This window comes from Pseudoalteromonas ruthenica (assembly GCF_008808095.1).
Classification (GTDB): domain Bacteria; phylum Pseudomonadota; class Gammaproteobacteria; order Enterobacterales; family Alteromonadaceae; genus Pseudoalteromonas; species Pseudoalteromonas ruthenica.
Genome location: NZ_CP023396.1, coordinates 1,764,844 through 1,789,371, shown reverse-complemented (window position 1 = coordinate 1,789,371; position 24,528 = coordinate 1,764,844). Strand labels below are relative to the sequence as shown.

Sequence of the window (24,528 nt, the reverse complement as noted above, 5' to 3'; positions counted from 1 at the left end):
AGGTCATATGAGTGTGTCTGCCAAGCCCAAAGGGTTTCACTCGCTTACTGCCTATTTAATTATTGATGGTGCAGCGAAAGCGATGGCGTTTTATCAACACGTATTTGCCGCAGAAATCGTAATGCAAATGCCGTTGCCTGATGGCGGCATTGCTCACGGTGAGCTTAAAATAGGTGATTCATACTTGATGGTGGCCGATGCTTGCCCCGATGAACATTTTGTTAGTCCTCACCAACTCGGTGGTACTCCCGTGAGTATGATGTTGTATGTGGAGGATGTTGATACCACGTTCGCCCGTGCTATTGACGCAGGTGCAAAAGAGCTGCGTCCTGTGCACGATCAATTTTATGGCGACAGAGCAGGAACCTTGGAAGATCCCTTTGGCCATATTTGGACCATTGCTACCCATCAAGAGGACCTCAGCCCAGAGCAACTGCAACAGCGTATGGCTGACTTTATGAGCGAGCAACAGGATGCTTAGTGAGGGCCCACTACCGTGGGCACCGGGTCTTTAGGCACTGCGTAATTGTTGTGCTATTTGGGTGAAAATACTGGCGTCATCAATGGTAGAGGGAATTTGCAGCGCTTCGCCATCAACCAGTTGGCGGAGGTTTTTACGCAGTATCTTGCCCGAGCGAGTTTTCGGTAAACGCTCAACACACAGCACTTCTTTTAAACAGGCAATGGCGCCGATTTGTGTGCGCACGCTGCTAATAAGCTCGGCGCGAATATCAGCCCAAGTGCCGGAATAACTATCTTTCAGCACCACCATTGCCATCGGCAACTGGCCTTTCAAGGTATCACTTATACCAAACACCGCACATTCGGCAACAGCGGGGTGGGCAGCAACGATTTCCTCCATTTCGCCGGTGGATAATCGATGCCCGGCGACATTAATCACATCGTCGATACGGCCCATGATAAACACGTAGCCTTGCTCATCGATGTAGCCGCCATCACCACAGAGATAATAGCCAGGGTAGGTACTTAAGTAACCGGCTTTGAAGCGCTCATTGTTTTGCCAAATGGTCGGTAAACACCCCGGAGGCAGTGGTAACTTAATGGCAACCGCACCACTTTCACCTGCAGCGCAGGGGGTGCCATCAACATCAAGTATATGCACATCGAAACCGGGGGTGGGCACACTGGCACTGCCTGCTTTGATTGGTAAAGGTTCAATGCCTATAGGGTTACAGGCAATAGCCCAGCCGGTTTCGGTTTGCCACCAGTGATCTAATACGGGTAACTGGGTGGTTTCGGTTAGCCACTCATAAGTGGGCGGATCGAGGCGCTCTCCAGCTAAAAAGAGCCGCTGTAAACTTTGCGTGTTATGGCGCTTAAACCCTGCGCCATTAGGGTCTTCTTTTTTTATCGCGCGAAAAGCGGTTGGCGCGCTAAACAGCGCATTTACTTGATGCTCTTCAACCACACGCCAAAAGGCACTGGCATCAGGGGTTCGCACTGGCTTGCCCTCGTACAAAACCGTTGTACAGCCGTAGATCAACGGCGCGTATACAATATAGGAATGGCCGACCACCCAGCCGATGTCCGATGCAGCCCAAAACACCTCCGCCGGTTTCATGGCGTAAACCACTTCCATACTGTAATGCATTGCCAGGGCATGGCCGCCATGCTCGCGCACGACCCCTTTTGGAGTGCCGGTTGTCCCCGAGGTGTAGAGAATATATAAGGGGTGATCTCCGGCTACGGGAACAGCGTCAACGGCAGTGGCTGTTTGCATTGCTTGATGCCAGTCAACATCACGCATGGGGCTCAATTCAGCAGGACATTGTGGGCGCTGGTAAATAATACAGTGCTGCACCTTATGATGTGCCTTGGCTAGGGCTTCGTCAATGAGTGGTTTGTAAGCGATGACACGCTCTACTTCAATGCCGCAAGAGGCGCCGAGCACCAGCTTGGGTGTGGCATCATCAATACGCACCGCTAATTCATGCGCCGCAAAGCCACCGAATACCACCGAGTGAATGGCGCCCAAGCGTGCACAGGCGAGCATCGCTATCACTGCTTGCGGGATCATCGGCATGTAAATCACCACTCGGTCACCTTTGCCGACGCCTAATTCACGCATGACTCCGGCAAAGTGAGCCACTTCATCGCGCAGTTCGCGGTAGCTGTATGTTTGTTGCGTGGCGGTGACGGGTGAGTCATAAATCAGCGCTGGGCGCTCACCATAACCTTGGTTAACGTGACTATCTAATGCCAAGTAACTGGTATTGAGTTTGGCGTCGGCAAACCAATGATAAAGCCCTTGTGAGTCTTGATGGTAAGCCTCAGTGGGTGGCGTATGCCAATCGATGCGCTGGCTCTGGTGCATCCAAAATTTCACTGGGTCGCTTTGAAACTGCTGGTAAATGCGCTGATATTCGCCCGCCATAAATATTTTCCTCGTATTACATGTGAGAGACCCTACAAAATGTAGGCTCTTTTTCGAGCAAGCTGTATGCGACCTTGGTCTGTGCTGCATGGCTTTGTTTATCGCGTTAGATTTGTTATTTTTGCCAATCTATTCGGACAATGGATTGACACCATGACTTGGCTGCAGCGCTGGCAACAGCTTAGCCACCCAACGCTGAAACTAGGCGTCTTATGGGTAGCCTTGCTTTTTATATTTAATCTCTATTGCTTGTTTTGGCGCCACTACGTGGGTGGTGCACGCTGGGACTTTATCGACTCACAGTTATTTTGGGTGAAAGAGTGGGGTGCTTTATGGGGGCTATCTATGGCAGCAATATATGCGCTAACACGTTCTCAGCGAGTGTATAAACCGCTGCTGTTGAGCTGTGCTGTGGTGAGTGTGTTGTTGCTAAGTTATATCCGAGTGTCGCTCGATTTCGATTTTTATGGTCCTAATTGGGCTGGCGCAGTCATTAATTTACTACCTAAGTACACCTTTGCAGTGCTTTTGGTGATGGGAGCCATTTACCTGAGCTTGGTAACCAAGGTGAAAGCACGCGACTCAGTTAACGGGGCCGATATCGCTCCTGCATGTCTCACAGTGCAGCATCGGGGCATGGAAAAAACGCTCGCTATCAGTGATATTCAGTATGTGCGCGCTGCAGGTAATTATGTTGAGGTTGTCGATGCTGATAGCCGTTACTTGGTGCGCACCACCATTAAACAACTGAGTGAGCAGCTAGGCGCGGCGCCTATGATACGCGTCCATCGCAGTTACCTGATTAACCTACACCATGTACGTGAGCTTAAGCCATTGGAAAATGGCAAAGCGCAGGTGTTAGTGGGTGAGGATCATTGGGTACCAGTGAGCAAAACTTTTAAACCAGCGCTGAAGCAAGTATTAACTCAAAGCACACAGCCAGGCATTTCGTCACAAACTCAGTTGTTTCATCACAAAGTTATTTAAATCAATGCGTTAATAAGTACCTTTGAAGAAAAAAGAGGAGGTACTTAATGACTTATGCAGGTGTAAACCGACTACTACATTGGCTGATGGCGGCGCTTATTTTGGGGTTGCTGACCCTGGGATATTACATGACCTATGTCGCCGACTATGGCCTATATCACTTACACAAATCCGTTGCCGTGGTGGTGGCATTATTGCTGCTACCCCGACTGGTGCTGCGCTGGTTCAAACCCTGGCAGAGCACGGCTAAAGGTAAGGGCGCGAAAGCGGTGCATGGCTTTCATTGGTTGTTGTTGGTGCTGCTGGTAATAATGGTGGTGTCGGGCGCTGCTTACAGCGGCTTTGGTGGCTATGGCATTGCTTTATTCGATTGGCCGTTGTTGGCGCAAAACATAGATGCTCAGCAGCAAGTCGTTGCTCACTCAGCAGCGCTTAGCGACTGGGGGTTAGCGGTGCACATATACTGTGCTTGGGCGCTGTGCTTTACACTGTCTATCCATGCATTGGCAGCATTAAAACACCACTTTATTGACCGAGATGGGACATTAATTCGGATGTTAGTCGGCGAAAAAGGAGCGCGTCTATGAAGTGGCTAGTAACGTTATTGTTGAGCGTGTATGCAGCAGCGTTAAGCGCCACAACAATAGAGAAAATAAACCTCGATAACCACTGTGAACAGGCTAATTTTGCGCGCTTTGGCGAGGCGATTGGCGATGCACGTATCGTTATGCTGGATGAACTGACCCATGGCGAGCAACAGAATTTTGCACTCAAGACCTGTTTGGTGCGTTATTTACACCAGCATCAAGGCTTTGATGCGTTGATACTGGAAAGCGGTCTATTTGATGTTGCGCAAATCTGGCAACAGCCCGGTCAAGCTATCACTGCTCAAGCACCGGGTAACATCTTTTATATGTACGCCGCAAGTGCGCCAGTGCAAGCGCTCATGCGGTACATTGACGCACAGCGAGACAGTGAGCGGCCTTTGCAGCTGGCTGGCTTTGATGGTCGTCTCAGTGGTGAATATTCTAAGGCGCAGGTAAGCGAATTTATCATCCAGCAAAGTCAGCGTTTCATCCCAAGTGTTGCCAAAGAGGTCGACTGGGCTGCGTTTAAACGCACCAACGCAGCGGTGCTGAAGCGCCAACCACAGCAAATTAATGCAAAGCAGCAACAAGCCTATGTTGCTACCTCCTATCGCCTCCAGCACGCTTTAAAGACGGCTGTCAGCGACCAGCAAGGATACCAAGGACCAAAGTATGTCGCCCGGTTACTCCATGGGTTAGTGCTCGTGGCGCAGTCGATGGCAGGGCAGCGACGTCATGACGAGCACGACTTGGCGATGGCCGACAACGTGAAGTGGTTACTGAGCAGTGAATTGGCAGATAAAAAAGTAATTATCTGGGGTCACTATATCCACTTAAACTACGGCGGTTTTATTGAGCATCACTATGCAAACTTAGGCACTGTGCTGAAGCAACACTTTGGCGATAGTGTGCACTCAGTGCATATTAGCGCCGCCAGTGGCGAATATCGCGACTATGTGACGATGGCAAGTAAAAAGATTATGGCCCAGCCACAGCAATTTGAACGTCTAGTTGCGCAACAGCATGAACTGCAAACACATCAAGCACTCTTTATTGACCGCGCAGCAATGCAACGCTTTGTGCAAAATGCGCCGTCTACTAGCGTATTGTTTGGCCATCAATATCGTTACGGGATTGCGTTAGCGCAGTGGCAGCAATACTGGGATAGTCTCTTTGTCTTGGCGCACACCAAAGCGTCGAAAGAGCAACCAAAAACTTATGCGGGGCAGTGAATGCCCCGCTGATGTTGAGGTTATTTCCTATAGCGCTCGAACCAGGCTAATGTATGCTCTATTTTGGCAATCATCCGCGAGGGGCGCCCAGCAATACCGTGGGCAGAGCCGGGTACACGGATCAGTACGGTATCTACTTTTTGCAGTTTTAACGCTTGATAGAACTGCTCGGACTCCGATATAGGCGTGCGGCGGTCCTGCTCTCCTGTCATGATCATCGCCGGCGTGGTGACGTTACCGACTAACGACAGTGGTGAACGTTGCCAGTAGTGGCTGAGGTTGTCCCACGGCATGCCCGGAAATTGGTTGCGAATTTGCCCTAAATAACTGTCGGCGGTAAGCACTTTACTGACCCAGTTGATCACCGGCTTGGTGATTGCCGCAGCATTAAAACGGTCGCTTAAACCAATGGCGTAGGCAGCAGCAATGCCGCCAGCTGAGCCACCAGCAATAAAGAGATTGTTTTTATCAATAAAGCCTTTAGCGATTAATGCGTCAACGGCGGAATTATGATCGGCAAAATCTTCTTTTGAGGAATACTTACCATCAAGTAACAAGGCAAAGTCTTTGCCGTAGCTGGTGGAGCCGCGATAATTCATATAGACCACCACATAGCCAGCGGCCGCATAGCGCTGTAATTCGGCGCTAAAGCTGGGGCCATAGGCTAGGTGTGGGCCGCCATGAATTTCCACCAACAGTGGGTATTGCTTGGTCGCATCAAAATCAGGAGGGGTGATATACCAGCCATGAATAGGTTCTCCATCAAACTGCGATTCAACCGTTAACTCATGCACTTGCCCTAAGGCTTTATGGCCGAGCAGGTCCTCATTGAGCGCTGTTAGTGTGCGCTGCTTGTTGCGGTGAAAATACCCTAAATCAGCGGGGCGCTCAGCACTGCCCTGAGTAAAAGCGAGGGCACCATTGTTCGCCATGGAAAATTCACCACTGACATAAGGGCGACCTATGGATGTGCCTGCGACTGAGCTGACGCGTTCAGTGATGTTTCCTGCGCGGGTTAGGGTGGCAAGCTTACGTTGGCCGCGATCGTCGTACTGAATGACAAAATCCCCTTTGCCCGCCCACTGATAATGGCCGACAGCGCGATCCAGTGCTGATGTCAGTGACTTGACGGCCCCGGACTTGAGGTTTAACAAGTTCAGCTCGGTATTAACGTAAGGAACAGCGGCGTTACCTCGGGATAGAAAGGCTAGCTGCTGAGCATCATGACTGAATTGGGGGTGGGTCTCACGGCCGGGTAAATCGGTGAGCTGTGTCGTACTATACGTACCAATATCCACGCCATACAGGTCAAGCTCAGTGGTGCGATACTCCCAATCAGGATGCTTATCTGATGCATACACAACTTGTGTCGCATCTGGGCTCCAAGCCAATGGCCCATAATGTTGATAATCGCCTTGTGTTAATTGCCGTGGTGCGCCGCCCTCGGCTGGAAGCACAAACACATGACGAAAGCTGGGCGTTAAAAAGCCTTGGCCATCGGCTTGGTAGCGCGCTTTGTCAGTAACCGTAACCGGTTCAGACCAGTCGGCGCCTTTGGGTTTTTTCGGTAACTTCACTGATTTTACAAAATCGGAAGGGCCTTGTGGCACCGTCATGGTAAAGGCCAGCTGTGTGCCGTCAGGAGACCAGGTGAGGTCGCGCACTGGTTTTGGCAATTGTGATAATAACGCCGTTTTATCTTGCGCCAGCCAGTGCATATGCACTTGCAAAGAGCCACTGCGGTTACTGGTAAAGGCGATGCGTGTGCCATCGGGAGACCAGCGTGGCTGAGCGTAACTATATTGATCTGCAAACAGCGGAGTATGCTCATCAGTGCTTAGGCTATAGAGCCACAGGCTTTGCTTATTGTTATCCTTCATGATGTCGTAGCCACGACGGACATACACAATGTGCTTGCCATCGGGGCTAATTTGCGGGTCGCTGGCATACTCGAGGGCAAAAATATCCTCGGAGCTAAAGGTCTTGTAGTCGGCCTGGGCGGGCAACGATGCGCCGCCAAGCAGCGCAGCTGTGAGTATCAAAGGGGTTAGCGCATTCATAAGTAAGTACTTTTTTTAACCAGAAAATATCATCCTAGGTGGGTGGGTTAATGCTGGCAACTGCAATGCGATTAACGGCGAGTATGAGTAAGTTGCGGATCTGAGGTACTTTTTCAATATACTTGTGGGGTATTAGATTAAATGATTAGATTAGGCCCTACTTGGGCGAGTGCTCGCCCTAGTTTGCTTAGCCTTAAAAGGAGTTTATATGGACAGTCAAGGCGTACATGATTATTTGCTCACTAAGCCATTGAGCTCAGTGGGGCAGCCCTTTGGCCCTGGGGTCGACGTCTACAAGGTAAAAGATAAAATGTTTGCCACCCTAGCGCTTGGAAAAATGGGGAAAGAGGATAAAGACAATCGCCACTGGCGCGTAAATTTAAAGTGTGACCCTGATGAAGCCCAGGCTCTGCGCGATATTTTCACTGCGGTCATCCCTGGTTATCATATGAATAAAAAGCTATGGAATACGGTGATACTGGATGGCTCCATTCCAGCGGGCGAAATCCAAAGAATGATAGATAATTCCTACACTTTGGTGGTGAGTAACATGCCCAAGAAAGAGCGTGAACAGATTTTGTCGTTACTTTAGTGCCTGCTTATTTACCGGCCTTGCTTTGATAGCGCTCGAGTAACAGACGCATAATGTCGCGCCAAGTCACAATCCCCACCGGTTGGCGCTGTTCATTAACGATAGGCACACAGGTAATAATATGTTCGTTAAATAACTTCACCACATCAATAAGTTGCGCATGTACTGGTAAGCAAACAGGGGAATGAGTCATAATTTGGCTAACGCGTTTATTGAGAGTGGCTAAGTCGGCTTTAGATGCCGAGGCCTTACCAACATTCGGGCTTAATGCCTTAAAAATATCGCGATCAGAGACGACCCCAACTAATAACGATTGCTCTACCACCAGCACATGGTGAAATTGCGTGCGTTTGAAAATATCATTAACAACGCGCAGGGTGTCATCGGGTGAACAAGTAACCACTGGCGTGCTCATTAAGTTACTTAACTTCATAGGCGCTGGTTCCCATACAGAAACGGTTAAAGTGACTGCTGATACACTGTTTTTATTATGACATTTAACAGTCTTATACGTGACTAAAAGCCTATAAGACTGCATTAAGTGTAGTAAATATAAGCTTATAAAGCTTCTTTGCTGAGCGAACAATAGCAGAGTCATTAGTACTCACTAAACTTTTGAATTTTATACAAGGCACATCGGATGGCAATTTCAAAAACGTTAAAGCATAAGACCCAAAAACTCGTAGACTCGAAGCATATGCTTAAAGGCATCACTTTCGCTTCTTTTTTAGAGTCGACCATTGTGCCTATTCCTTTAGAAGCGGTGATGGTGCCATTGATGCAAGCTCGACGAGATAAACTATGGTTAATCGCGCTTATGGCTACTTTGGGCTGTATAGTCGGTGCCTTGTTTGGTTATGCCATCGGTTATTTTTTGTTTGACCTGGTCGGTCAGTGGGTTATTGATACGTTCTCTAGCCCTGAGCAATTTGAACAAGTCAAACAACAGATGCAAGCACAAGGGTTCTGGTTTGTGCTCACGTTAGGTATTGCGCCTATTCCTTTTCAAATAGCGATGCTGGCTGCGGGAGCGACCAAGTACTCCCTATTAATGTTCGTTTTAGCCAGTGCAATAGCGCGCTCAATTCGCTATTTTGGCTTGGCGGCGGTGGTATATTTTGCTGGTAATCATGCCGAGCGGGTGATCAGAAAACACAAAACAAAGGCCATTGCTGGCCTCTCTATTGCGGTGCTTTTATTGTGGTGGGCAGCCAACGCGCTTAAAGGCTAGTGTGCTCAAGCAGTGAATCAATGGTTTTGGCCGCTGCAATGGCTTGTTCATCGCCGCCGACATTCGCCATAACAGAAAACCCTACAGGCAGACCCTGAACATCAGCTAAAGGCAGAGTAATGTGGAGCGTACCTGCCACGGCAGCGAGCGTGCTGGCGCCACCGAGATAATGATCGCCATTAATTTTATCAATCTTCCATGCCGGAGAGTTGGTGGGGCTGATAATGGCATCGAGCTGATTTTCTGTGAACCAATGTTGTAGTGCATTACGCGCAGTGAGGCGATACTGCTGTGATGCCTCCAAGTAATCTTCGCGTTGGGCTTGTAAATCGATGGCATTTGCTTGATGTAACAGCTCTTGACCGAAGTAGGGCATGGTGCGATCTTGGTGCTGTTCATTAAAGGCGATCAGCTGGCTTAGCGTTTTCACCTTTACCTGCGCTGGCGTGGCGGCCAGATAGGCGTTCACATCGCGTTTGAATTCATACAATAACACTTGGAACTCTTGGCGGTACATACTACCCAGATCAGCTTGAGGCAGTTCGATAAGTTTAATGCCATGGCGCTCTAATTGCTTGAGCTGCTTTTTAAACACAGCCTGGGTCTCGGCGGTAAAGTGGCTGTAATCAACATAGCCAAGTGTTAATTCCTTTGCCCTACTGGGCTTTACCTCTGTGTAATTGATGGTGCGAAAGGCGTGGTGATTTGGATCTTGGGCGTCAGGTGCGGCGATGACCTGAGTCGCTAATAACACATCCGCTAGCGAATTAGCCATTACTCCAACGGTATCCTGACTTTCAGCTAACGGCACCACACCCACGCGGGAGACTTGACCATAGCTAGGTTTGAGCGCATAAACACCATTTGCCGCAGCAGGGCAGACAATCGAGCCGTCGGTTTCAGTGGCTAACGCGAGGGGCGCGAAGCCCAGTTTTACCGCCACGGCTGAGCCAGAACTGGAGCCGCATGGGCTACGGGTTGCATCAACGGCATTAGCCGTTTGTCCACCTAGGGTACTCCAACCAGATGAAGAGCTGTTGGAGCGAAAGTTCGCCCACTCGCTAAGATTGGCTTTACCGAGGATAATCGCTCCGGCGCTGCGTAACTGAGAAATGACCTGGGCATCGGCGCTGCTGACATTCTGCGCTAAGGCCAAGGCCCCAGCTGTAGTGGCCATGTTAGCAACGGCTATATTGTCTTTCACCAGTACCGCCATACCATGAAGTGCTCCTTGCCATTGACCTTCACGAGCCAAGTTATCAAGGCGCTGCGCATCGTGTAGGGCGTTATTGTTAATGGCCACCACCGCACGATAGTTATCATTTAGCGCGTCAATACGTGTTAAATAGTGTTGGGTAAGCTTAGTGGCAGAGCTCTGTTCACTATGGAGTTGTTGCTGAAGGTGCGACACTGTTTCGGTCTTTTGCGCATTGGCGCTGAAGGCCATACACAAGAGCAGTGTTGATATCGTAAGCCGGGTGTGGTTCACGAGCGTATCCTTATTGTTATTATGTGCCTTTAGATTAGCGGCCTTCGTTGTCTGCGGTCAACTGCAATAGGGTGAGTGAAGTGCTTGCCAACATCGGTGTCATTTGCGTTACTATGGCTTCTTTCATAACCCATGGACGATAGCTATGAGCCAATATTTACACCAAGCCTTTCAAGACCTTCGTATCCGTAAAAATGACGTCACGAACGACCAAAACAAACACCGTTCGCAAGGTAATAGTGCGCATTTGCAGGCACTAGAAGAAAAAATCGACTCCCTATATTTAATGAATTTAGCGGCGTTGGAGTTGTTGCAAGATATGGGAGTCAGCCGTAGCGACATTTTACGAAAGATAGAGGAAATTGACCTACGTGATGGCAAACTCGACGGTAAAGTCGCATCGTCGAGTCACTGCAAAGACTGTGGTCACAAGGTGAGCCCTCGTCGCCGTCATTGCTTTTACTGCGGCGCTAACATCGCTCAGCTGCAATTTTAGCTCCCTCCTTAGTTGCTGCACTAAAGTTAAGCCTAGGGTCAGTGATCAGTCGCTAGGTTATAAGCTCGAATAGAGCAAAGGGGCAAACAGTGCGATTACTAACAGGGTTGTTACTGACGTTATCACTTGCGGCGTGTAGCGAACCACAAACCCGCTATTACGCAAGTTATGCAGATGCACACAGAGCACAACTATTTGAGCAGGGGGAGCTACCTGAGGTATTGCCGTTATCGGCCAAGGCATTTCAAGTTAACACCCATGCCGATAGAAAACGGGCGACGGGACGCTTTAAAATTGCGCCAGCGGATATCAATACGTTTGCCAGTCGGTTACAGCAAAGCCCATACCCAGGCTACGAATTTGTGTATTATCATGGCGAACAGGTGTGGTTGTTTAATTTACATAAAGACGGCAAGGTGGAGTACCGCTCACATTCAAAGTGAGGCAATACCCCGTTGCGTTAGACTACTAATTCAGCCTGAATATGGCGTATTAAATTATTGACCCAATTGACATACTGGCGATGGATTTTCTTGCCATCGTATCTCAAATTGACAGAGTCAACATACTCTACCGAAAACTGGCTCGGGGTATAATTAATATCAACCGTCAACTGATGAGTGCGAATATTGAGCACCGCAGCAACGACCCCTTCGCTTTTAGCTGCACACTGCCAGCCGAGCTGCAGGCATGCTTTGATAATGGCTTTTTCAATATCCTTATCACTGTGGTTTTGGCTCTGAGCCATAGGAATGGCATTATAAGGAAAGTCTCGCACTGGCACTGTGGTTTTGCAGGCACTCAGGGTGAATAAGGCCACCAAGGCAATGACAAGGGTGTGACGCATTTACTGATCTCCGTGTAAAAGCGTTATTGTCTCTTAAAAGTTATTATTACTCAAACCCTTGTATGTCGGTTTGTGTTAGCCAGTAGAAGCCGTGGTGGTGTCGCTATGATGGGTTTCAACCAAGCAGTTACGGCCACGGCTTTTTGCCTCGTAAAGGCCTTTATCCGCTTCAATCAGCATCTTTTTAATATCAAAATGGCCACTTTCTCGGCAAGTGACGCCGATGCTAATGCTCAGCGGCAGGCGCTGATGGTGCCAATAAAATGAGCCCTCGGCAATGGCCTTACGTAAGCGATCGCCCACTTTGAGCGCCGTGCGTTGATCGGTATTGGCTAAAATCACTGCGAATTCCTCTCCGCCAATACGCGCAGCTAAATCATCTTCTCTGAGTTGCTCGCGAATGCGCTGACTCACCCATTGCAACGCAGCGTCTCCGCCATCGTGACCAAACTGATCATTGACCTTCTTAAAGTAATCCAAATCTATCATCATGACTGCAAGTGGCTGCTGCTTAGCAATACACTGCGCGAGTCGTTTTTCGCCTTCATAGAAAAACGCACGACGATTGTACAAGTTTGTGAGTGGGTCGAAATTAGCTAAGTTAGTGAGTTTAGCTTCTGAGCGTATGAAAAAAAGCATCGGAAACACTAGTGCCGTGCACGTGGTCAGTAGTAAGTGAACAGCAAGAACTAACTGTTTGGTCCAAGGTGGTAATGATTGCTCCCAGTGCAACAAATTGGTAAGCAACAGGCCCGTTTGAACCAACATTACCAGCGCATGCAAGGTGACGAGAACAAGCAAAGTGGCGGCATATATATTGCCTTTGGTTGTTGTTCTAATAGCCGCTGCAGCGGCAAAGAATAGTGTGGCAATAGCCATAGAGGTGTAAATCTGCCCCCACAGTGGTTGGTGGTGCAACAACGCCAGTAACAACGCACTGAAACCCAGAATAAAATAGATAAACAACGGGTTATGGTGTTTTGAAGAGCTGTACCAGAGTATGCCTCTTAGCACCAGCAATGGCGCTGTTATCATCAATAGTTGGGCGCTGTAATGGGTCAGTACCGGCAAGTCGATAAACACACGCAGAGTCGCGCTTATTTCAGCTAAACTAAATACCAGACAAGATAATCCCCAATACAAAAAGCTTCGTTGCGCACGTTGGTAAAACACCAACAACAAAAAGACGCCAATAAAGGCGTTGAGTAAAGTCGATACCACTATCAATGTTGGTAGATGTAACATGGCACTCGGGATGTTGGGGTGACACTTGAAGTTTAGTTCACCTACTTGGCGTCGCAACCCGCGCCATGGGGAGTTACTCAGTAAAGATAATTAAAATATCGTTAATTAAGCGTAAATATGGTGGTTTTGGCGAATGCGGTGAACTGGCTTAATCTCCATCTGACTGAAACTAAAGGAATTAATATTTGGCGCTGATTTTGCTTAGGTAAGCAAAACGACAACAGGAGTGTGAACATGAGTGTTCCTTTAAAGGACAGGCCGTTAGCGCAAGTAAAAGAAGAGATCATCGATCAGCTAATTTTAAATTACAGTCATGGTGAAATTTCAGCGCAGGCGTTTGAACGTCGCCTTGATCAAGCGTATGACTGCAGCTGCCAAGAGCAACTAGCAACATTGGTTGCTGATCTGCCGCTGCACAGCGACCCACGCTACAACAGCGAGAAGGCGGCACGTATGCGCACTCCTTTCACGCAAAGTAGCGAGCAGGTTAATGGTGAGAAAATTACCGCCATATTAAGCTCGGACCAACGCAGCGGTGAATGGGTTGTCCCTAAAGAGATTCATCTAAACAACTATTTGGGAAGCATTGAATTAGACTTTACCAACGCTATCTTTTCTCACCCTGAAGTACACATTTACGTTAATTGTATTTTGGGCAGTGATGAAATTGTGGTGCCAGAGAATGTAGATGTGCAAACTCAGACCACCAATATCATGGGGTCACTGGTTAATAAGCGGGTCTCACTTGGGCCGCGATACGAAGATAAACAGCGACCGCGCATTATTATCCATGGGCGTATTATTCTCGGGAGTGTGGAAGTCAGTATTAAGCGAACGATGAAAGAGAAATTAAAGGCCTTTGCCTTTGATTTACGTGATTTATTTGATGGCCGGGAGCAGAGTAAAAGCCGCAACCGATATGATGGCTAAAATGTCGGGGCTTGTTCATAGCAAGCCCCGTAAACAGATTAGTCCTGAGAGTACTTTTCTAGTTTGTTGTAAAGTGTTTTCACACTAACACCTAATTGTTCAGCGGTATCCGTTTTGTTGCCGGCGTTCTCTTCCAAGTTTTTCAAAATTGCCGCTTTTTCCAACTCTTCCAAGGAAACGCCAGTAGGAATATCGACGCTGTTGCTGGCGCTTTTGCTTACTGATTCACCCAATGAAAGATGCTCGGCTTTGATTACGTCATCGGCCAAGATCATCGCTCGTTCAATGGTGTGTTTTAGCTCCCGAACGTTGCCTGGCCAGTTATAAGCAGCAATGCGGCTAAGTGCATCGGTAGCGATACGTTTGTGGCTCAATTCTTGGGCATTACGGTAGGCCAGGAAATGCTCAGCGAGGCCGGTGATGTCATTGCCTCGATCGCGCAGTGGTGGCACTCGGATAGGGAAGTGCGCTAAGCGGAAGTATAAATCCTCACGGAAAATGCCATCATCAATGGCTTGTTGCGGGTTACGGTTGGTTGCACAAACAATACGCACATCAGCATGTTTCACTTGTTGACTGCCTACGGCGCGATACTCTCCGCTTTCGAGCACGCGCAGTAACTTAACTTGTTGCTCTAATGGCATCTCTGTTACTTCGTCTAAAAACAGCGTACCGCCTTTAGCTTGGTCGAAGACCCCTTGGTGATCGCGGTGAGCACCTGTAAATGCACCTTTAACATGACCAAATAACTCACTATCAATGAGCTCTGGGGAAAGCGCACCACAGTTTATCGCAACAAAAGGTGCTTGTGGCTTATCGCCAGCAATATGAACGGTATTGGCAACGAGCTCTTTACCTACACCACTTTCGCCAATAATCATCACGTTAGCATCAGTGCGTGCGACCTTACGAATAGTACGATACAACTTGTGCATAGACTTAGAAGAGCCAACTAATAAACCAAATTGGTCAAGGTCGCTGGACTCAACAGCTTTACTTGATTGGCTGGCTTCACCAAACAGTTCGTAGCTGTCTTGCAGAGTTTCGCTAATCAGTTCCAAATCATACGGGGCACGGCAGTGGAACCCGGCACCATCGCGCATCAACTTATCAAGATATGGATTTGGCTTACCTTTACTTAAAAATAGAAACTCAACGTGCGATAACGCGTCGGTGTCATTTAGGGTGTTGTATCCTTGTTCATTGAATTCTTCGAGTTCCACCAATGCAATATCACACCCCGACTGGGCAACTTGCGCTTCCCACGGCTCAAACTCGTTTGCGTAGACCAGCTGAAACTTTTTTAATACTTCTAATTTAGCCAGCTTCGAGACCAGCTCGGGATCGCTGAGTTGTACAAACATTTTAACCTGGTGCATACATCACTCTCCTTGAAAGAGTTGTAAAAATAACAAGTCAGCGGGTAGATGTTACTCGGGTTCAGCGAGGAGGTCCTTCTAACCTTCTGATTTATAATAAAATAAATAATGGTATATGAATTGCAGGTGAACTTGGTACATCAGCGACCATAGGAGTCTAGATATGGTTCATCTTGACCAAACACAAGCAAAACGTGATAAAAAAATTGCCAAAGATATTCTTAAGCTGAACCGAGATGCGGCGACGTTTTATAAGCAGGCAGCCGAACAGGTCGGTGACTACAACGTCAGGCATGTCTTTATCAATATGGCAAAAATACGGGAACAAGCCCAGTTATCTGTCTACGATGTGGATGAAAATCCCGATCACAGCAGTATAGAAAATACTTGGCTGGGTACAGCGATCGCTTGGTACGCGCAAGCTAAGAGTCATTTTTCTAACAGGCCTGAGCAGTCAATGATAATCGATCTCATTGAGTTCGAAAAGAAGTTATTGGCGAAAATAAAAAAAGCAGTCAGTGAAGCTCGCGACCCAGCACTCAAAGGCGCTTTAGCGAGTATTACTGCCGATATCCAGATGTGTATCGACCAACTCAGTGCATGTAAACCAGCGAATACTCGCAGCCACGCAACGCAGTGAGTACAATAACGGCCATAGCAATGTTTAACAACCCATACTATGGCCATGTCGAAAATATTTGTGATAGGTTTACCGCGCAGCGGCACCACCAGCGTGTGTGCTGCTGCGCTCGATTTAGGTCTTCGTACCGCCCACACAGCATATACTAAAGCGTGTTTTGAGCGCGCGGAGCTCGTCGCCGACACACCGTGCTTTAGCCACTACCCGGAGCTGGCTGAGCGCTTCCCTGAAGCAAAATTTGTGCTCTTGCAACGTCAACCAGAGCGTTGGCTGGAGTCTGTCCAACGCTTATTGCCGCGAATGAAAACCAATTTATTGAGCGATACAGGGGGGTTTAGTCCGCTTCTTAAAGCAAGTTACCATCGAGTATTTTCGCCTTTGAATGAACAAAGCCTAACTGATGGTAAGCACCTTGAATATTGCTATAAGCGGCATCAGCAACAGGTATCGACGTATTTTGCTCAGCAAGCGCACCGTTTACTGACAATTGATATCAGTGAGCCGCAGAGTTTTCAGCAATTTTGCCAGTTTGTTGGAGCCAATAGCACGAGCAAGCAATTTGCGCACCTTAACCAGCATAATAAGGTGATGGCTTGGCGCGACTTAAAGCACCCGCTGAAAGTACCCTCCACGCGCAACGGCAAGGTCGACAACCTTGAGGCGTGGCTTAGGGGGGAAGCGGTATGAGTGCGTGCAAATTTGGTATAGAATGCCGGCCATTGTTTGTATACCCATCATATTGACTATGTTCGAACTCAAATACCACACGCCAGCACAATGGACTGACGCTGTACTGGCCGATTTTGACACATTTTTACAAGACCATGCTGGCGCTGAGAAAAAAGCCTCGGGCATGGCGTTGTCAATGCTGTCTCACTACCCAGATAAACGCAAGCTCGTTAAAGCGATGACTGATTTAGCGCTCGAAGAGATGATTCATTTTAAACAAGTGGTTAAGTTGCTAAGCGAGCGCGATGTGAACCTAGGGGATGATAAAAAAGACCCTTATGTGAATCAGCTGCGAGGCATGTTTCGCCATGGAAAAGACGTGTTTATGATGGACCGGCTGCTGGTCGCGGTTGTGATTGAAGCTCGAGGCCATGAGCGCTTCGCGCTAATAGCTGACGCGTTGCCACCTGGTAAAGACAAAGAATTTTATGTCGCGATTGCAAAATCAGAAGAAAAACATAAAAACTTATTTGTTGAGCTTGCTTATGAGTATTTCGACAAGGCTGAAGTCGATGCGCGGTTAGCCCAAGTGATTGAGCGCGAGGCACAAATTTGCGCTTCTTTACCATTTCGTGCAGCCTTGCACTAATAACTCAAATTCGACTAGCGCGAGCTAGTCGAATTGCTTCTCGAGGGTGCGTAACTTAACCCCTAGCCAACATAAAATAAGGCCAAACACAAAGGCATACAGAGCGACTAGCCAAAGCATGGCAATAATACCTTGTCCGGGGTTGAAAATAAGGTAGCCACCAAATAACACCGACAATACACCACTGATTAATATAAGCGTGGTGCCCTGTAAATGTTTAGCTAATTTCACTGCCGCAACGATTTCTGTAACACCGATAGCGACTGCCCAAAAGGCGATGAGGTAGAGCATCACGTAGGCCGTTAGTTGGGGCATGATCAAGGTGATAATGGCCGCAACAATCCCCAAAAGGCCGGCTATTAAGGTGACAAACCAATAGCCGTTCTGGCCTTTTTGTTTTAACGCCAGCCAGACTCTTGAGCCGCCATCAAGTAAAAAGAAGGCCGCAAAAATAAAAATTAACACGTTGATAGTTAATTGCGGTGATAACCAAGCGATGGTCGCAAATATGATTGCTACTAAGCCTTGCAGTATGAAAATGGGCCATTGTCCGGGTAGTGACTTTGCGATACTCATCATCCCTCCTCGCGATAACAACACAGTCCAATAGGTTGTGCCCGTGCTATTTATCGATGCAGCCTGCAAACAGGCTAAGTGGTTAAATTGATAGTGCCAATTGCTTAGTCAATCTAGCAAGTGCCTGCTTTGAAGGCAATTTATATCGACCCACGTGCGCAAGTTTGGCGCTTATGGCTATGCTTTATAGAGTGCGAGAACAGATGGATGATGTGATGAACCCTTGGCGTAGTTTCAAATGTGGGCTTTTGGCCCTTGCCCTTGTTTTACCTTACTCGCTTGAAGCCAAAGTTACGGTGAAAGAAATTTTAAACAATGAGCAACAACAGGCAAAGGATAACAGTGAGCACGCCGAGCAGTCTACGTTACCAGACGATGAGGTTGCTACTAACGAGCGCCTAATAATCGATGAGTTTAATCGACAAACGCCGCGTAGTGCTATGCAGGGATATTTGCATGCAGCCCACCAACGCGACTTTGAGCGTGCGGCGCACTACTTGGACTTTCGCAATTTATCGCTGCGAGCTCAGGCGATGAATCATGCTGAGCTCGCGCACACCCTCTATTTGGTGCTTAATCGCACTTTATGGGTAGATACGCAGGCGCTGAGTAATCACCCCGCAGGCAGTCGTAGTGAGCCTGTGCCTAGTTATCGCGACCTAGTGGGAGAGATAGACACCTCACGAGGAGCGGTGCAAATTTTATTGCAGCGTGTGCCCGGTGACACCCCGGGTAACTACATATGGAAAGTGTCCAATGCGACCGTAAACCAAGTGCCATTTTTACGCCAAGAGTTTGGTTATTCTCAAGCGGGTGAGTGGCTGTACCGCCACCTACCTCATGGGGTATTTTTAGGGGTTGAGTTGTGGCAATGGGTTTATTACAGCCTGAACCTGCTCGCATTTTTACTGATTGCTTATCTAAGTACGCGCATTTTTCTGTATTTGCTATTGCGTGCTAAAGCCGACGTGAGTCAGCCAGCAAAAGCGTTAGTAACCGGGCCATTATGTTTTTTACTGGGGATTGTGTTGGCCCGCACTTTCTCCTCTGAGGCTAATTCCACCTTGGCCACCCGAGCTATATTCGAAGGCGCAACTTTGTTAATTCTGGCGTGGACGTGGTTTTTGCTTAAAGTCGTTGATGTTATTCGTTTGCGTCTAACGTTACGCTTGCAACGCAACAACAATACTCAGGCCGAATTTTTACTGCGCCCTGCAGGGAATGTCGTGAAGATTCTGCTGACTCTTATTGCCTTATTAGTCTGGTTTGAGAATTTAGGTTTTAGTGCCACAACACTGATTGCTGGGCTTGGAATTGGGGGCTTGGCGCTGGCCTTAGCAGCACAAAAGTCGGTAGAAAACATTATCGGTGCGATTACCTTGTATGCTTCTGCGCCGGTCAAAGTTGGTCAGATATGTCGTGTTGGTCGCTATTTTGGTGTTGTTGAGGAGATAGGCCTGCGTGCGACGAGAATGCGCACTTTGGAACGCAGCGTTATACACATAGCAAATGCCAAGTTTGTCGATATGGAAATTGAGAATATATCTGAGCGTGAGCGCATAGCCTATAGACCCGATATTGTGCTTGAGCGCTCAACTCAACACCAGGTGTTAGCGCAGTTATTAGAGCAGATCCGCGAGATACTTGAGCAGCACCAAGATATTGCCGACCAACCGTGTCGAGTACGACTCAGCGGGTTTGTGTCCAGAGGCATAAAAATAGATGTGTTAAGTTATGCACAAACCACAGACTTTGACTATTATCTGCACATAGTTGAATCGTTAAACCTACAAATTATCGAGTGCTTGAACCGACTAGGGATCGCATTAGCTGCGCCTGAACCACTGAGTTTTGCAAAACTATAATGCAGGCAGAGCGAGATATAGCAAATGTGTCTAGGTACGCAAGGGTGAATTTGCACTTAAAAGGACAAATGTCCTTATTTGCATCTAAAATCGGTTAAAAAAATCAAACCTGTATCTAAAAGTAGATAAATGTTGCAAATTAATGAATTTTTACTGAACTAATTTCAGATTTCAGTGCTATAATTCTCGCCCGTAATGTTCAGCCTTATTTTTGCTCTTACACTCTCAAATTTAAGGTCCGCGCTCGAGGATGCGCGCAAAATTGAACATTGTGCCAGGTGAAACGGCGCTACATATCTACCGTTGAACAAAAGAGTGTACAAAAGGCTAAAACCAACATGAAAGCAATGAAACGTACCACGCTTGCAACATTAATTAACGCAGCGTTGTTCTCAGCCGCTGCCGGCTCTTCATTCTCTTCAATCGCTGCTGAACAACAAGGTCCTGCAGCAAAAGACAATTCTCTCGAAGTTATTCAAATTACCGCACGTAAGCGTGTAGAAAACGCTCAGGAAGTGCCTGTTGCGGTATCTGCACTGCAAGGTGATGGCTTAGAAGCCTATAGCTCTGCGGGCATGGACATTCGTTTTATGAATGCGAAAATCCCAAGTCTATCTATTGAATCTTCGTTTGGTCGTTCATTTCCACGCTTTTATGTTCGTGGTCTAGGTAATACAGACTTCGATTTGAATGCCTCACAACCGGTTTCGCTTGTTGTTGATGAAGTTGTTCAAGAAAACGCCATTTTAAAAGGCTTCCCGGTATTTGACGTTGCCCGCGTTGAAGTACTTCGCGGTCCACAAGGTACATTGTTTGGCCGTAACACCCCAGCAGGTTTGGTGAAGTTCGATACGGTTAAACCGAGTCAAGAATTTGAAGGCTATGGCTCAGTCTCATACGGTAGCCGTGGTGCCGTAGATTTTGAAGGCGCTGTCGGTGGTGGGTTAACCGATCGCCTTTCAACGCGTGTCTCTTTGCTATGGCAAGAAAAAGACGACTACATTGATAACCGCGCGCCAGGTTTTGAACAAGAAGATGTGCTTGGCGGCTACAGTGAAAAAGCAGCGCGTGTACAATTCTTGTACGAAGGTGACGACTTCACCGGCTTGTTTAACTACCACGTACGCGACCTTGATGGTACGCCTATCGCCTTTCGCGCCAATGCTATTAAACGCGGTAGCAACGATTTAGTCGACAACTTTGAGCATGACGTGGTTTACCACGATGCTGCATCGCGCGCGACGCAACAGGTTGAGTCGCAAGGTGCAAGCCTTAAGCTTGAGTGGGACGTTAATGATTTTTACACCCTGACCTCTATTTCTGCATGGGAAAGCGCAGAAATTTATTCGCGCGCCGACATTGACGGTGGTTACGGTGCTGCGTTCTTACCGGACATGGGCCCGGGTGTTATTCCATTCCCATCTGAAAGTGCCGATGGCATCCCAGATCAAGACCAATACACGCAAGAGCTTCGTCTATCGAGTAACTTTGCCGGTGACTTCAATTACCAAGTGGGTGTTTTCTACTTTGATGAAGCATTAACCATTGAAAACTTTAGCTATGACACCTATGGTGCGCAGCCTGGTATATTGAATGGCTACGTGATTCAACAGCAGGATACCAAAGCATGGGCGGTATTCGGCTCAGCGGATTACACTTTGACTGATGATTTGAAAGTCACTGTGGGTCTGCGTTACTCAGACGATGAGAAAGAATTCTCAGCAAATCGTACCCAAAGCCCTGTCGGTGGCGGTGCATTGCTCCTTACTGAGAACCCAAGTGATGACCACGTGAGCTGGGATATCTCAACCAATTACAAAGTGAGCGATGACATCAATTGGTACGCTCGGGTAGCAAATAGCTTCCGCGCTCCAAGTATCCAAGGTCGTATCTTATTTGGTAACGAAGTGACGATTGCAGAGTCTGAAACCGTGACCTCTTTCGAAACCGGTATTAAGTCGGATATTCTTGATGGCCGTGGTCGCGTCAATGCGGCGGTATTCTATTACACCATGGACGACCAGCAGCTTACTGCGGTTGGTGGTGGTGCTAACTTTAACCGTTTAGTGAATGCTGATGAAACCACCGGTTATGGCTTCGAAGTTGATACCCAGTGGGTGTTAACCGACAACCTTAATGCGACCTTTAACCTCAGTTACAACAACACTGAACTGAAAGATGACACCCTAGCAGTTGATGTCTGTGCACAGTGTATCGTTACCAACCCTGTTAACAACAGTGGCCAGGCAATTCTTGACGGTAACAGCCTACCGCATGCGCCTGAGTGGATCTCAAACCTAACGCTTAGCTATATGAGACCTATGGGCGAGGGTGATTTCTTCACTTACGCCGATGTTTCTTACCGTAGTGAAATCAACTACTTCCTATACGAGTCTGTTGAGTTTGAAGGCAAACCGCTAACGGAAGTAGGCCTACGTGCTGGTTATACTTGGTACCAGGGTGATAACGAGTATGAAGTATCAGCTTTCGTACGCAACATGTTTGATGAGCAGCAAGCTATCGGTGCTATCGACTTCAACAACAACACCGCAATGGTGAATGAAGAGCGCTACATCGGTGCTGAATTTAAAGTGAGTTTCTTCTAAGCGAGAATCATTTTTAGCTTTATTGAAACCCGCCAATTGGCGGGTTTTTTCGTTTATATTGGGAGCTTGAGCTGGTAAAGTTTGCGCTAAGCCCTAAGGGGAGTGTTTATAGAGAGAGTAACTATGTCTGGATTTTGGAACTACCGCGTTATTTTGGCTGAGGAAGCCGGAAAAGAGCCGCTTTATCAGATTCATGAAGTGGAATATACCAGCAATGGTAAAGTGACCAATTGGTCAGAGACCGGCGCTGCGCCCTTCGGACACGACATAGAAGAGCTAAAAGCGGATGCTGAGCGCTTAAAAAGTGCCTTTGCGAAACCGGCTTTGAAAGTCGTTCGTCAAGCCAGAGGCTATGAACTGGTAGAAATAGAAAGTGGCGAGCCGGCTTCAGCAGAGCCGCCTGCAGGAGTACAGCAATAAGCATCTAGCGGCCCATTTTACTCGCCCTTGCTGATACATTTCATAGCGGTCGGGGCGGTAACATGAACATGAGAGAGTACCCACATGATCACCACCGTATTATTTGATTTCGACGGCACTTTGGTTGATTCCGAATCGCTGCACTTTCAGTGTTGGAATAACATCTTAGCACCTTATGGTATTGCCTATGATGAGGTGGAGTTCTGCCAGCGTTACAGCGGTCGTCCAACCTTGGCATCCGCGAAAGAGGTGGTCACACAGCATAATTTGGCGATTAGTGCAGAGACATTGGCGCAGCAAAAAAATGACCAGTTTGCCAAAGTGGCCGCCACTTCTTTACCACGGCTAATGCCCTATGCGCTGGAAATCTTGCAACATTGTCGTGAGGATGGCTTCAAGATAGGGCTTGTGACCGGCAGTACGCGTGATGAGGTGATGCCAATATTGCACGGTTACGAATTGGCAGAGTACTTTGCCTGTGTGGTCACCAAGGACGATGTTAGTGAGCCAAAACCCGCGCCGCAGCCCTACCTTTTAGGCCTGTCCTTATTAGGTGCGAATGCGCAGCAAAGCCTCGCCATTGAAGACACCCATGCCGGCTCTATGTCGGCCAAAAGTGCTGGTCTGCGCGTTGCTGTGGTGCCCAATACACACACTCTTACCCAAGATTTTAGCCACGCGGATGGGCGCTTTGCTAACCTGGCGGATTTATATCAACAGTTGCTACAAATCCGTAAATAGCCACTACACTAAAGAGTAAGCGAACAGCATAAGGATATGGTCATGCGCTTACTCTTCACATTAATCCTTTTAGCCAGCCCCGTATTGTGGGCGACGACACCGCCGGTGGAGTTGGCGAAACAGCTCACTGATAAACACCAAGTAGAGCGCTACCTTGCGTCGGAAAAGTACGACGGGATCCGTGCGACTTGGATTAACGGCGAGTTGCGCAGTCGTGGTGGTTTACTTATCAATACACCCGCTAATTTTACCGCAAACTGGCCACCGGTGCGCCTTGATGGTGAGCTCTGGGCGGGACGAGGGCGCTTCAATCATGTCAGTAACACCGTATTAGACAATCAACCCAATGCCCAGCATTGGCAGGATATTCGCTTTATGGTGTTTGATGCACCGAGCGATAAACCTTTTTTCAAGCGCTACAGTGACTACACACATGCGATAGCTCACTGCGACTGCAATAACTTAGAGGCGATTAAACAACATCGCTTTAATACCCGTGCACAATTATCGCAGTGGTTTAGTGAGTTAGTTAGCCAAGGCGCGGAAGGGGTGATATTGCACCGTCGTGATGCGCGTTTCAATCCCGGGCGCAGTGATAATGTTTTAAAACTGAAACCTTACATGGATAGCGAAGCTAAAGTCATTGGTTATCAGCAGGGACGGGGTAAATATCAAGGTATGCTTGGTGCTCTGATAGTCGTTGATAAGCGCGGTAAGCAGTTCAAAATTGGCACTGGGTTTAGCGACGCCGAGCGGGCAAATCCTCCCGCTATCGGCAGTACTATAACGTTTAAATACCATGGCTATACAAAAAATGGCGTGCCACGTTTTGCCAGCTATTTGAGACAAAGAAAACCGCTTAATTAACGCGCTCTATCAGCGTCGTGGGCAG

The 24,528-nt window shown here is 48.0% G+C and carries 25 protein-coding genes; 17 read left to right on the top strand and 8 right to left on the bottom strand.

Going from position 1 to position 24,528, the window contains the following annotated elements; all coding sequences use genetic code 11:
• Positions 1-7: 7 nt before the first annotated feature.
• Entirely contained in the window at positions 8-481 is a 474-nt protein-coding gene (locus tag PRUTH_RS08485) for a VOC family protein (protein WP_022945320.1), read from the top strand.
• Positions 482-511: 30 nt separating this feature from the next.
• On the opposite strand, the gene PRUTH_RS08480 is transcribed toward PRUTH_RS08485, so the two are convergent.
• Complete coding sequence (locus tag PRUTH_RS08480) at positions 512-2,395, bottom strand: propionyl-CoA synthetase (RefSeq protein WP_130147504.1); 1,884 nt, start codon at positions 2,393-2,395, stop codon at positions 512-514.
• A gap of 66 nt (positions 2,396-2,461) precedes the next feature.
• On the opposite strand from PRUTH_RS08480, the gene PRUTH_RS08475 reads away from it, so the two are divergent.
• The 3 genes from PRUTH_RS08475 to PRUTH_RS08465 are packed head-to-tail and all read left to right on the top strand — an operon-like array spanning position 2,462 to position 5,201.
• Entirely contained in the window at positions 2,462-3,382 is a 921-nt protein-coding gene (locus PRUTH_RS08475; RefSeq protein ID WP_151173048.1) for a LytTR family DNA-binding domain-containing protein, read from the top strand.
• Positions 3,383-3,429: 47 nt separating this feature from the next.
• Positions 3,430-3,969 (top strand): cytochrome b, encoded by a 540-nt coding sequence (locus tag PRUTH_RS08470; protein WP_151173047.1) that lies wholly within the window; start codon positions 3,430-3,432, stop codon positions 3,967-3,969.
• Positions 3,966-5,201 (top strand): erythromycin esterase family protein, encoded by a 1,236-nt coding sequence (locus PRUTH_RS08465; RefSeq protein ID WP_151173046.1) that lies wholly within the window; start codon positions 3,966-3,968, stop codon positions 5,199-5,201. Before PRUTH_RS08470 ends, PRUTH_RS08465 begins: the two co-directional genes overlap by 4 nt.
• 20 nt (positions 5,202-5,221) lie before the next feature.
• Here the strand turns inward: PRUTH_RS08465 and PRUTH_RS08460 are convergent, their stop codons facing one another.
• Positions 5,222-7,261, bottom strand: a complete 2,040-nt coding sequence (locus PRUTH_RS08460; RefSeq protein ID WP_151173045.1) for a S9 family peptidase — start codon at positions 7,259-7,261, stop codon at positions 5,222-5,224.
• Positions 7,262-7,469: 208 nt separating this feature from the next.
• On the opposite strand from PRUTH_RS08460, the gene PRUTH_RS08455 reads away from it, so the two are divergent.
• A complete protein-coding gene (locus PRUTH_RS08455) occupies positions 7,470-7,853 on the top strand; it encodes an MmcQ/YjbR family DNA-binding protein (protein WP_138508749.1) in 384 nt (127 codons plus the stop codon).
• A gap of 7 nt (positions 7,854-7,860) precedes the next feature.
• Here the strand turns inward: PRUTH_RS08455 and PRUTH_RS08450 are convergent, their stop codons facing one another.
• Complete coding sequence (locus PRUTH_RS08450; protein WP_045978239.1) at positions 7,861-8,286, bottom strand: CBS domain-containing protein; 426 nt, start codon at positions 8,284-8,286, stop codon at positions 7,861-7,863.
• A gap of 207 nt (positions 8,287-8,493) precedes the next feature.
• Here PRUTH_RS08450 and PRUTH_RS08445 point away from each other — a divergent pair, with 207 nt between their 5' ends.
• Positions 8,494-9,084 (top strand): YqaA family protein, encoded by a 591-nt coding sequence (locus PRUTH_RS08445; RefSeq protein WP_022945313.1) that lies wholly within the window; start codon positions 8,494-8,496, stop codon positions 9,082-9,084.
• On the opposite strand, the gene PRUTH_RS08440 is transcribed toward PRUTH_RS08445, so the two are convergent.
• Positions 9,074-10,573 (bottom strand): amidase family protein, encoded by a 1,500-nt coding sequence (locus PRUTH_RS08440; protein ID WP_151173044.1) that lies wholly within the window; start codon positions 10,571-10,573, stop codon positions 9,074-9,076. The two genes, PRUTH_RS08445 and PRUTH_RS08440, sit on opposite strands and share 11 nt — an antisense overlap.
• A gap of 145 nt (positions 10,574-10,718) precedes the next feature.
• Here PRUTH_RS08440 and PRUTH_RS08435 point away from each other — a divergent pair, with 145 nt between their 5' ends.
• Both PRUTH_RS08435 and PRUTH_RS08430 read left to right on the top strand, forming a co-directional pair.
• The gene (locus PRUTH_RS08435; RefSeq protein ID WP_053910254.1) at positions 10,719-11,069 is read left to right on the top strand and encodes a PhlB family protein; all 351 of its coding nucleotides are present in this window, start codon (positions 10,719-10,721) and stop codon (positions 11,067-11,069) included.
• Positions 11,070-11,158: 89 nt separating this feature from the next.
• Complete coding sequence (locus PRUTH_RS08430) at positions 11,159-11,512, top strand: YbbD-related protein (protein ID WP_022945309.1); 354 nt, start codon at positions 11,159-11,161, stop codon at positions 11,510-11,512.
• Between the two features lie 17 nt (positions 11,513-11,529).
• On the opposite strand, the gene PRUTH_RS08425 is transcribed toward PRUTH_RS08430, so the two are convergent.
• Positions 11,530-11,916 (bottom strand): hypothetical protein, encoded by a 387-nt coding sequence (locus tag PRUTH_RS08425; RefSeq protein WP_045978237.1) that lies wholly within the window; start codon positions 11,914-11,916, stop codon positions 11,530-11,532.
• A 75-nt stretch (positions 11,917-11,991) separates the two neighbouring features.
• Positions 11,992-13,161 (bottom strand): GGDEF domain-containing protein, encoded by a 1,170-nt coding sequence (locus PRUTH_RS08420; protein ID WP_151173043.1) that lies wholly within the window; start codon positions 13,159-13,161, stop codon positions 11,992-11,994.
• Positions 13,162-13,395: 234 nt separating this feature from the next.
• On the opposite strand from PRUTH_RS08420, the gene PRUTH_RS08415 reads away from it, so the two are divergent.
• Positions 13,396-14,091 carry a LiaF domain-containing protein gene (locus tag PRUTH_RS08415; RefSeq protein ID WP_151173042.1) on the top strand — a complete coding sequence of 232 codons (696 nt, stop codon included), beginning with the start codon at positions 13,396-13,398 and terminating at the stop codon, positions 14,089-14,091.
• 38 nt (positions 14,092-14,129) lie between these two features.
• Here PRUTH_RS08415 and PRUTH_RS08410 read toward each other — a convergent pair whose 3' ends face one another.
• Positions 14,130-15,470: a sigma-54 interaction domain-containing protein gene (locus tag PRUTH_RS08410; RefSeq protein ID WP_151173041.1), complete on the bottom strand. Its 1,341-nt coding sequence runs from the start codon at positions 15,468-15,470 to the stop codon at positions 14,130-14,132.
• A gap of 163 nt (positions 15,471-15,633) precedes the next feature.
• On the opposite strand from PRUTH_RS08410, the gene PRUTH_RS08405 reads away from it, so the two are divergent.
• Genes PRUTH_RS08405 through PRUTH_RS08395 form a run of 3 tightly spaced genes read left to right on the top strand, consistent with a single transcriptional unit; the run spans position 15,634 to position 17,428 of the window.
• The gene (locus tag PRUTH_RS08405; protein ID WP_151173040.1) at positions 15,634-16,110 is read left to right on the top strand and encodes a DUF2383 domain-containing protein; all 477 of its coding nucleotides are present in this window, start codon (positions 15,634-15,636) and stop codon (positions 16,108-16,110) included.
• A gap of 45 nt (positions 16,111-16,155) precedes the next feature.
• Complete coding sequence (locus tag PRUTH_RS08400) at positions 16,156-16,797, top strand: sulfotransferase family protein (RefSeq protein ID WP_151173039.1); 642 nt, start codon at positions 16,156-16,158, stop codon at positions 16,795-16,797.
• 58 nt (positions 16,798-16,855) lie between these two features.
• Positions 16,856-17,428 (top strand): MiaE family protein, encoded by a 573-nt coding sequence (locus PRUTH_RS08395; RefSeq protein WP_151173038.1) that lies wholly within the window; start codon positions 16,856-16,858, stop codon positions 17,426-17,428.
• A 24-nt stretch (positions 17,429-17,452) separates the two neighbouring features.
• Here PRUTH_RS08395 and PRUTH_RS08390 read toward each other — a convergent pair whose 3' ends face one another.
• A complete protein-coding gene (locus PRUTH_RS08390; protein WP_170268920.1) occupies positions 17,453-18,004 on the bottom strand; it encodes an HdeD family acid-resistance protein in 552 nt (183 codons plus the stop codon).
• 215 nt (positions 18,005-18,219) lie between these two features.
• Here PRUTH_RS08390 and PRUTH_RS08385 point away from each other — a divergent pair, with 215 nt between their 5' ends.
• From PRUTH_RS08385 to PRUTH_RS08365, 5 genes are all read left to right on the top strand, one after another.
• Positions 18,220-19,869, top strand: a complete 1,650-nt coding sequence (locus PRUTH_RS08385) for a mechanosensitive ion channel family protein (protein ID WP_151173727.1) — start codon at positions 18,220-18,222, stop codon at positions 19,867-19,869.
• A 338-nt stretch (positions 19,870-20,207) separates the two neighbouring features.
• Positions 20,208-22,475, top strand: a complete 2,268-nt coding sequence (locus PRUTH_RS08380) for a TonB-dependent receptor (protein WP_022945299.1) — start codon at positions 20,208-20,210, stop codon at positions 22,473-22,475.
• A gap of 123 nt (positions 22,476-22,598) precedes the next feature.
• The gene (locus tag PRUTH_RS08375; protein ID WP_022945298.1) at positions 22,599-22,895 is read left to right on the top strand and encodes a hypothetical protein; all 297 of its coding nucleotides are present in this window, start codon (positions 22,599-22,601) and stop codon (positions 22,893-22,895) included.
• Positions 22,896-22,979: 84 nt separating this feature from the next.
• Complete coding sequence (locus PRUTH_RS08370; protein ID WP_151173036.1) at positions 22,980-23,636, top strand: HAD family hydrolase; 657 nt, start codon at positions 22,980-22,982, stop codon at positions 23,634-23,636.
• Between the two features lie 42 nt (positions 23,637-23,678).
• A complete protein-coding gene (locus tag PRUTH_RS08365) occupies positions 23,679-24,503 on the top strand; it encodes a DNA ligase (protein ID WP_257220912.1) in 825 nt (274 codons plus the stop codon).
• The last annotated feature ends 25 nt before the right edge of the window (positions 24,504-24,528 follow it).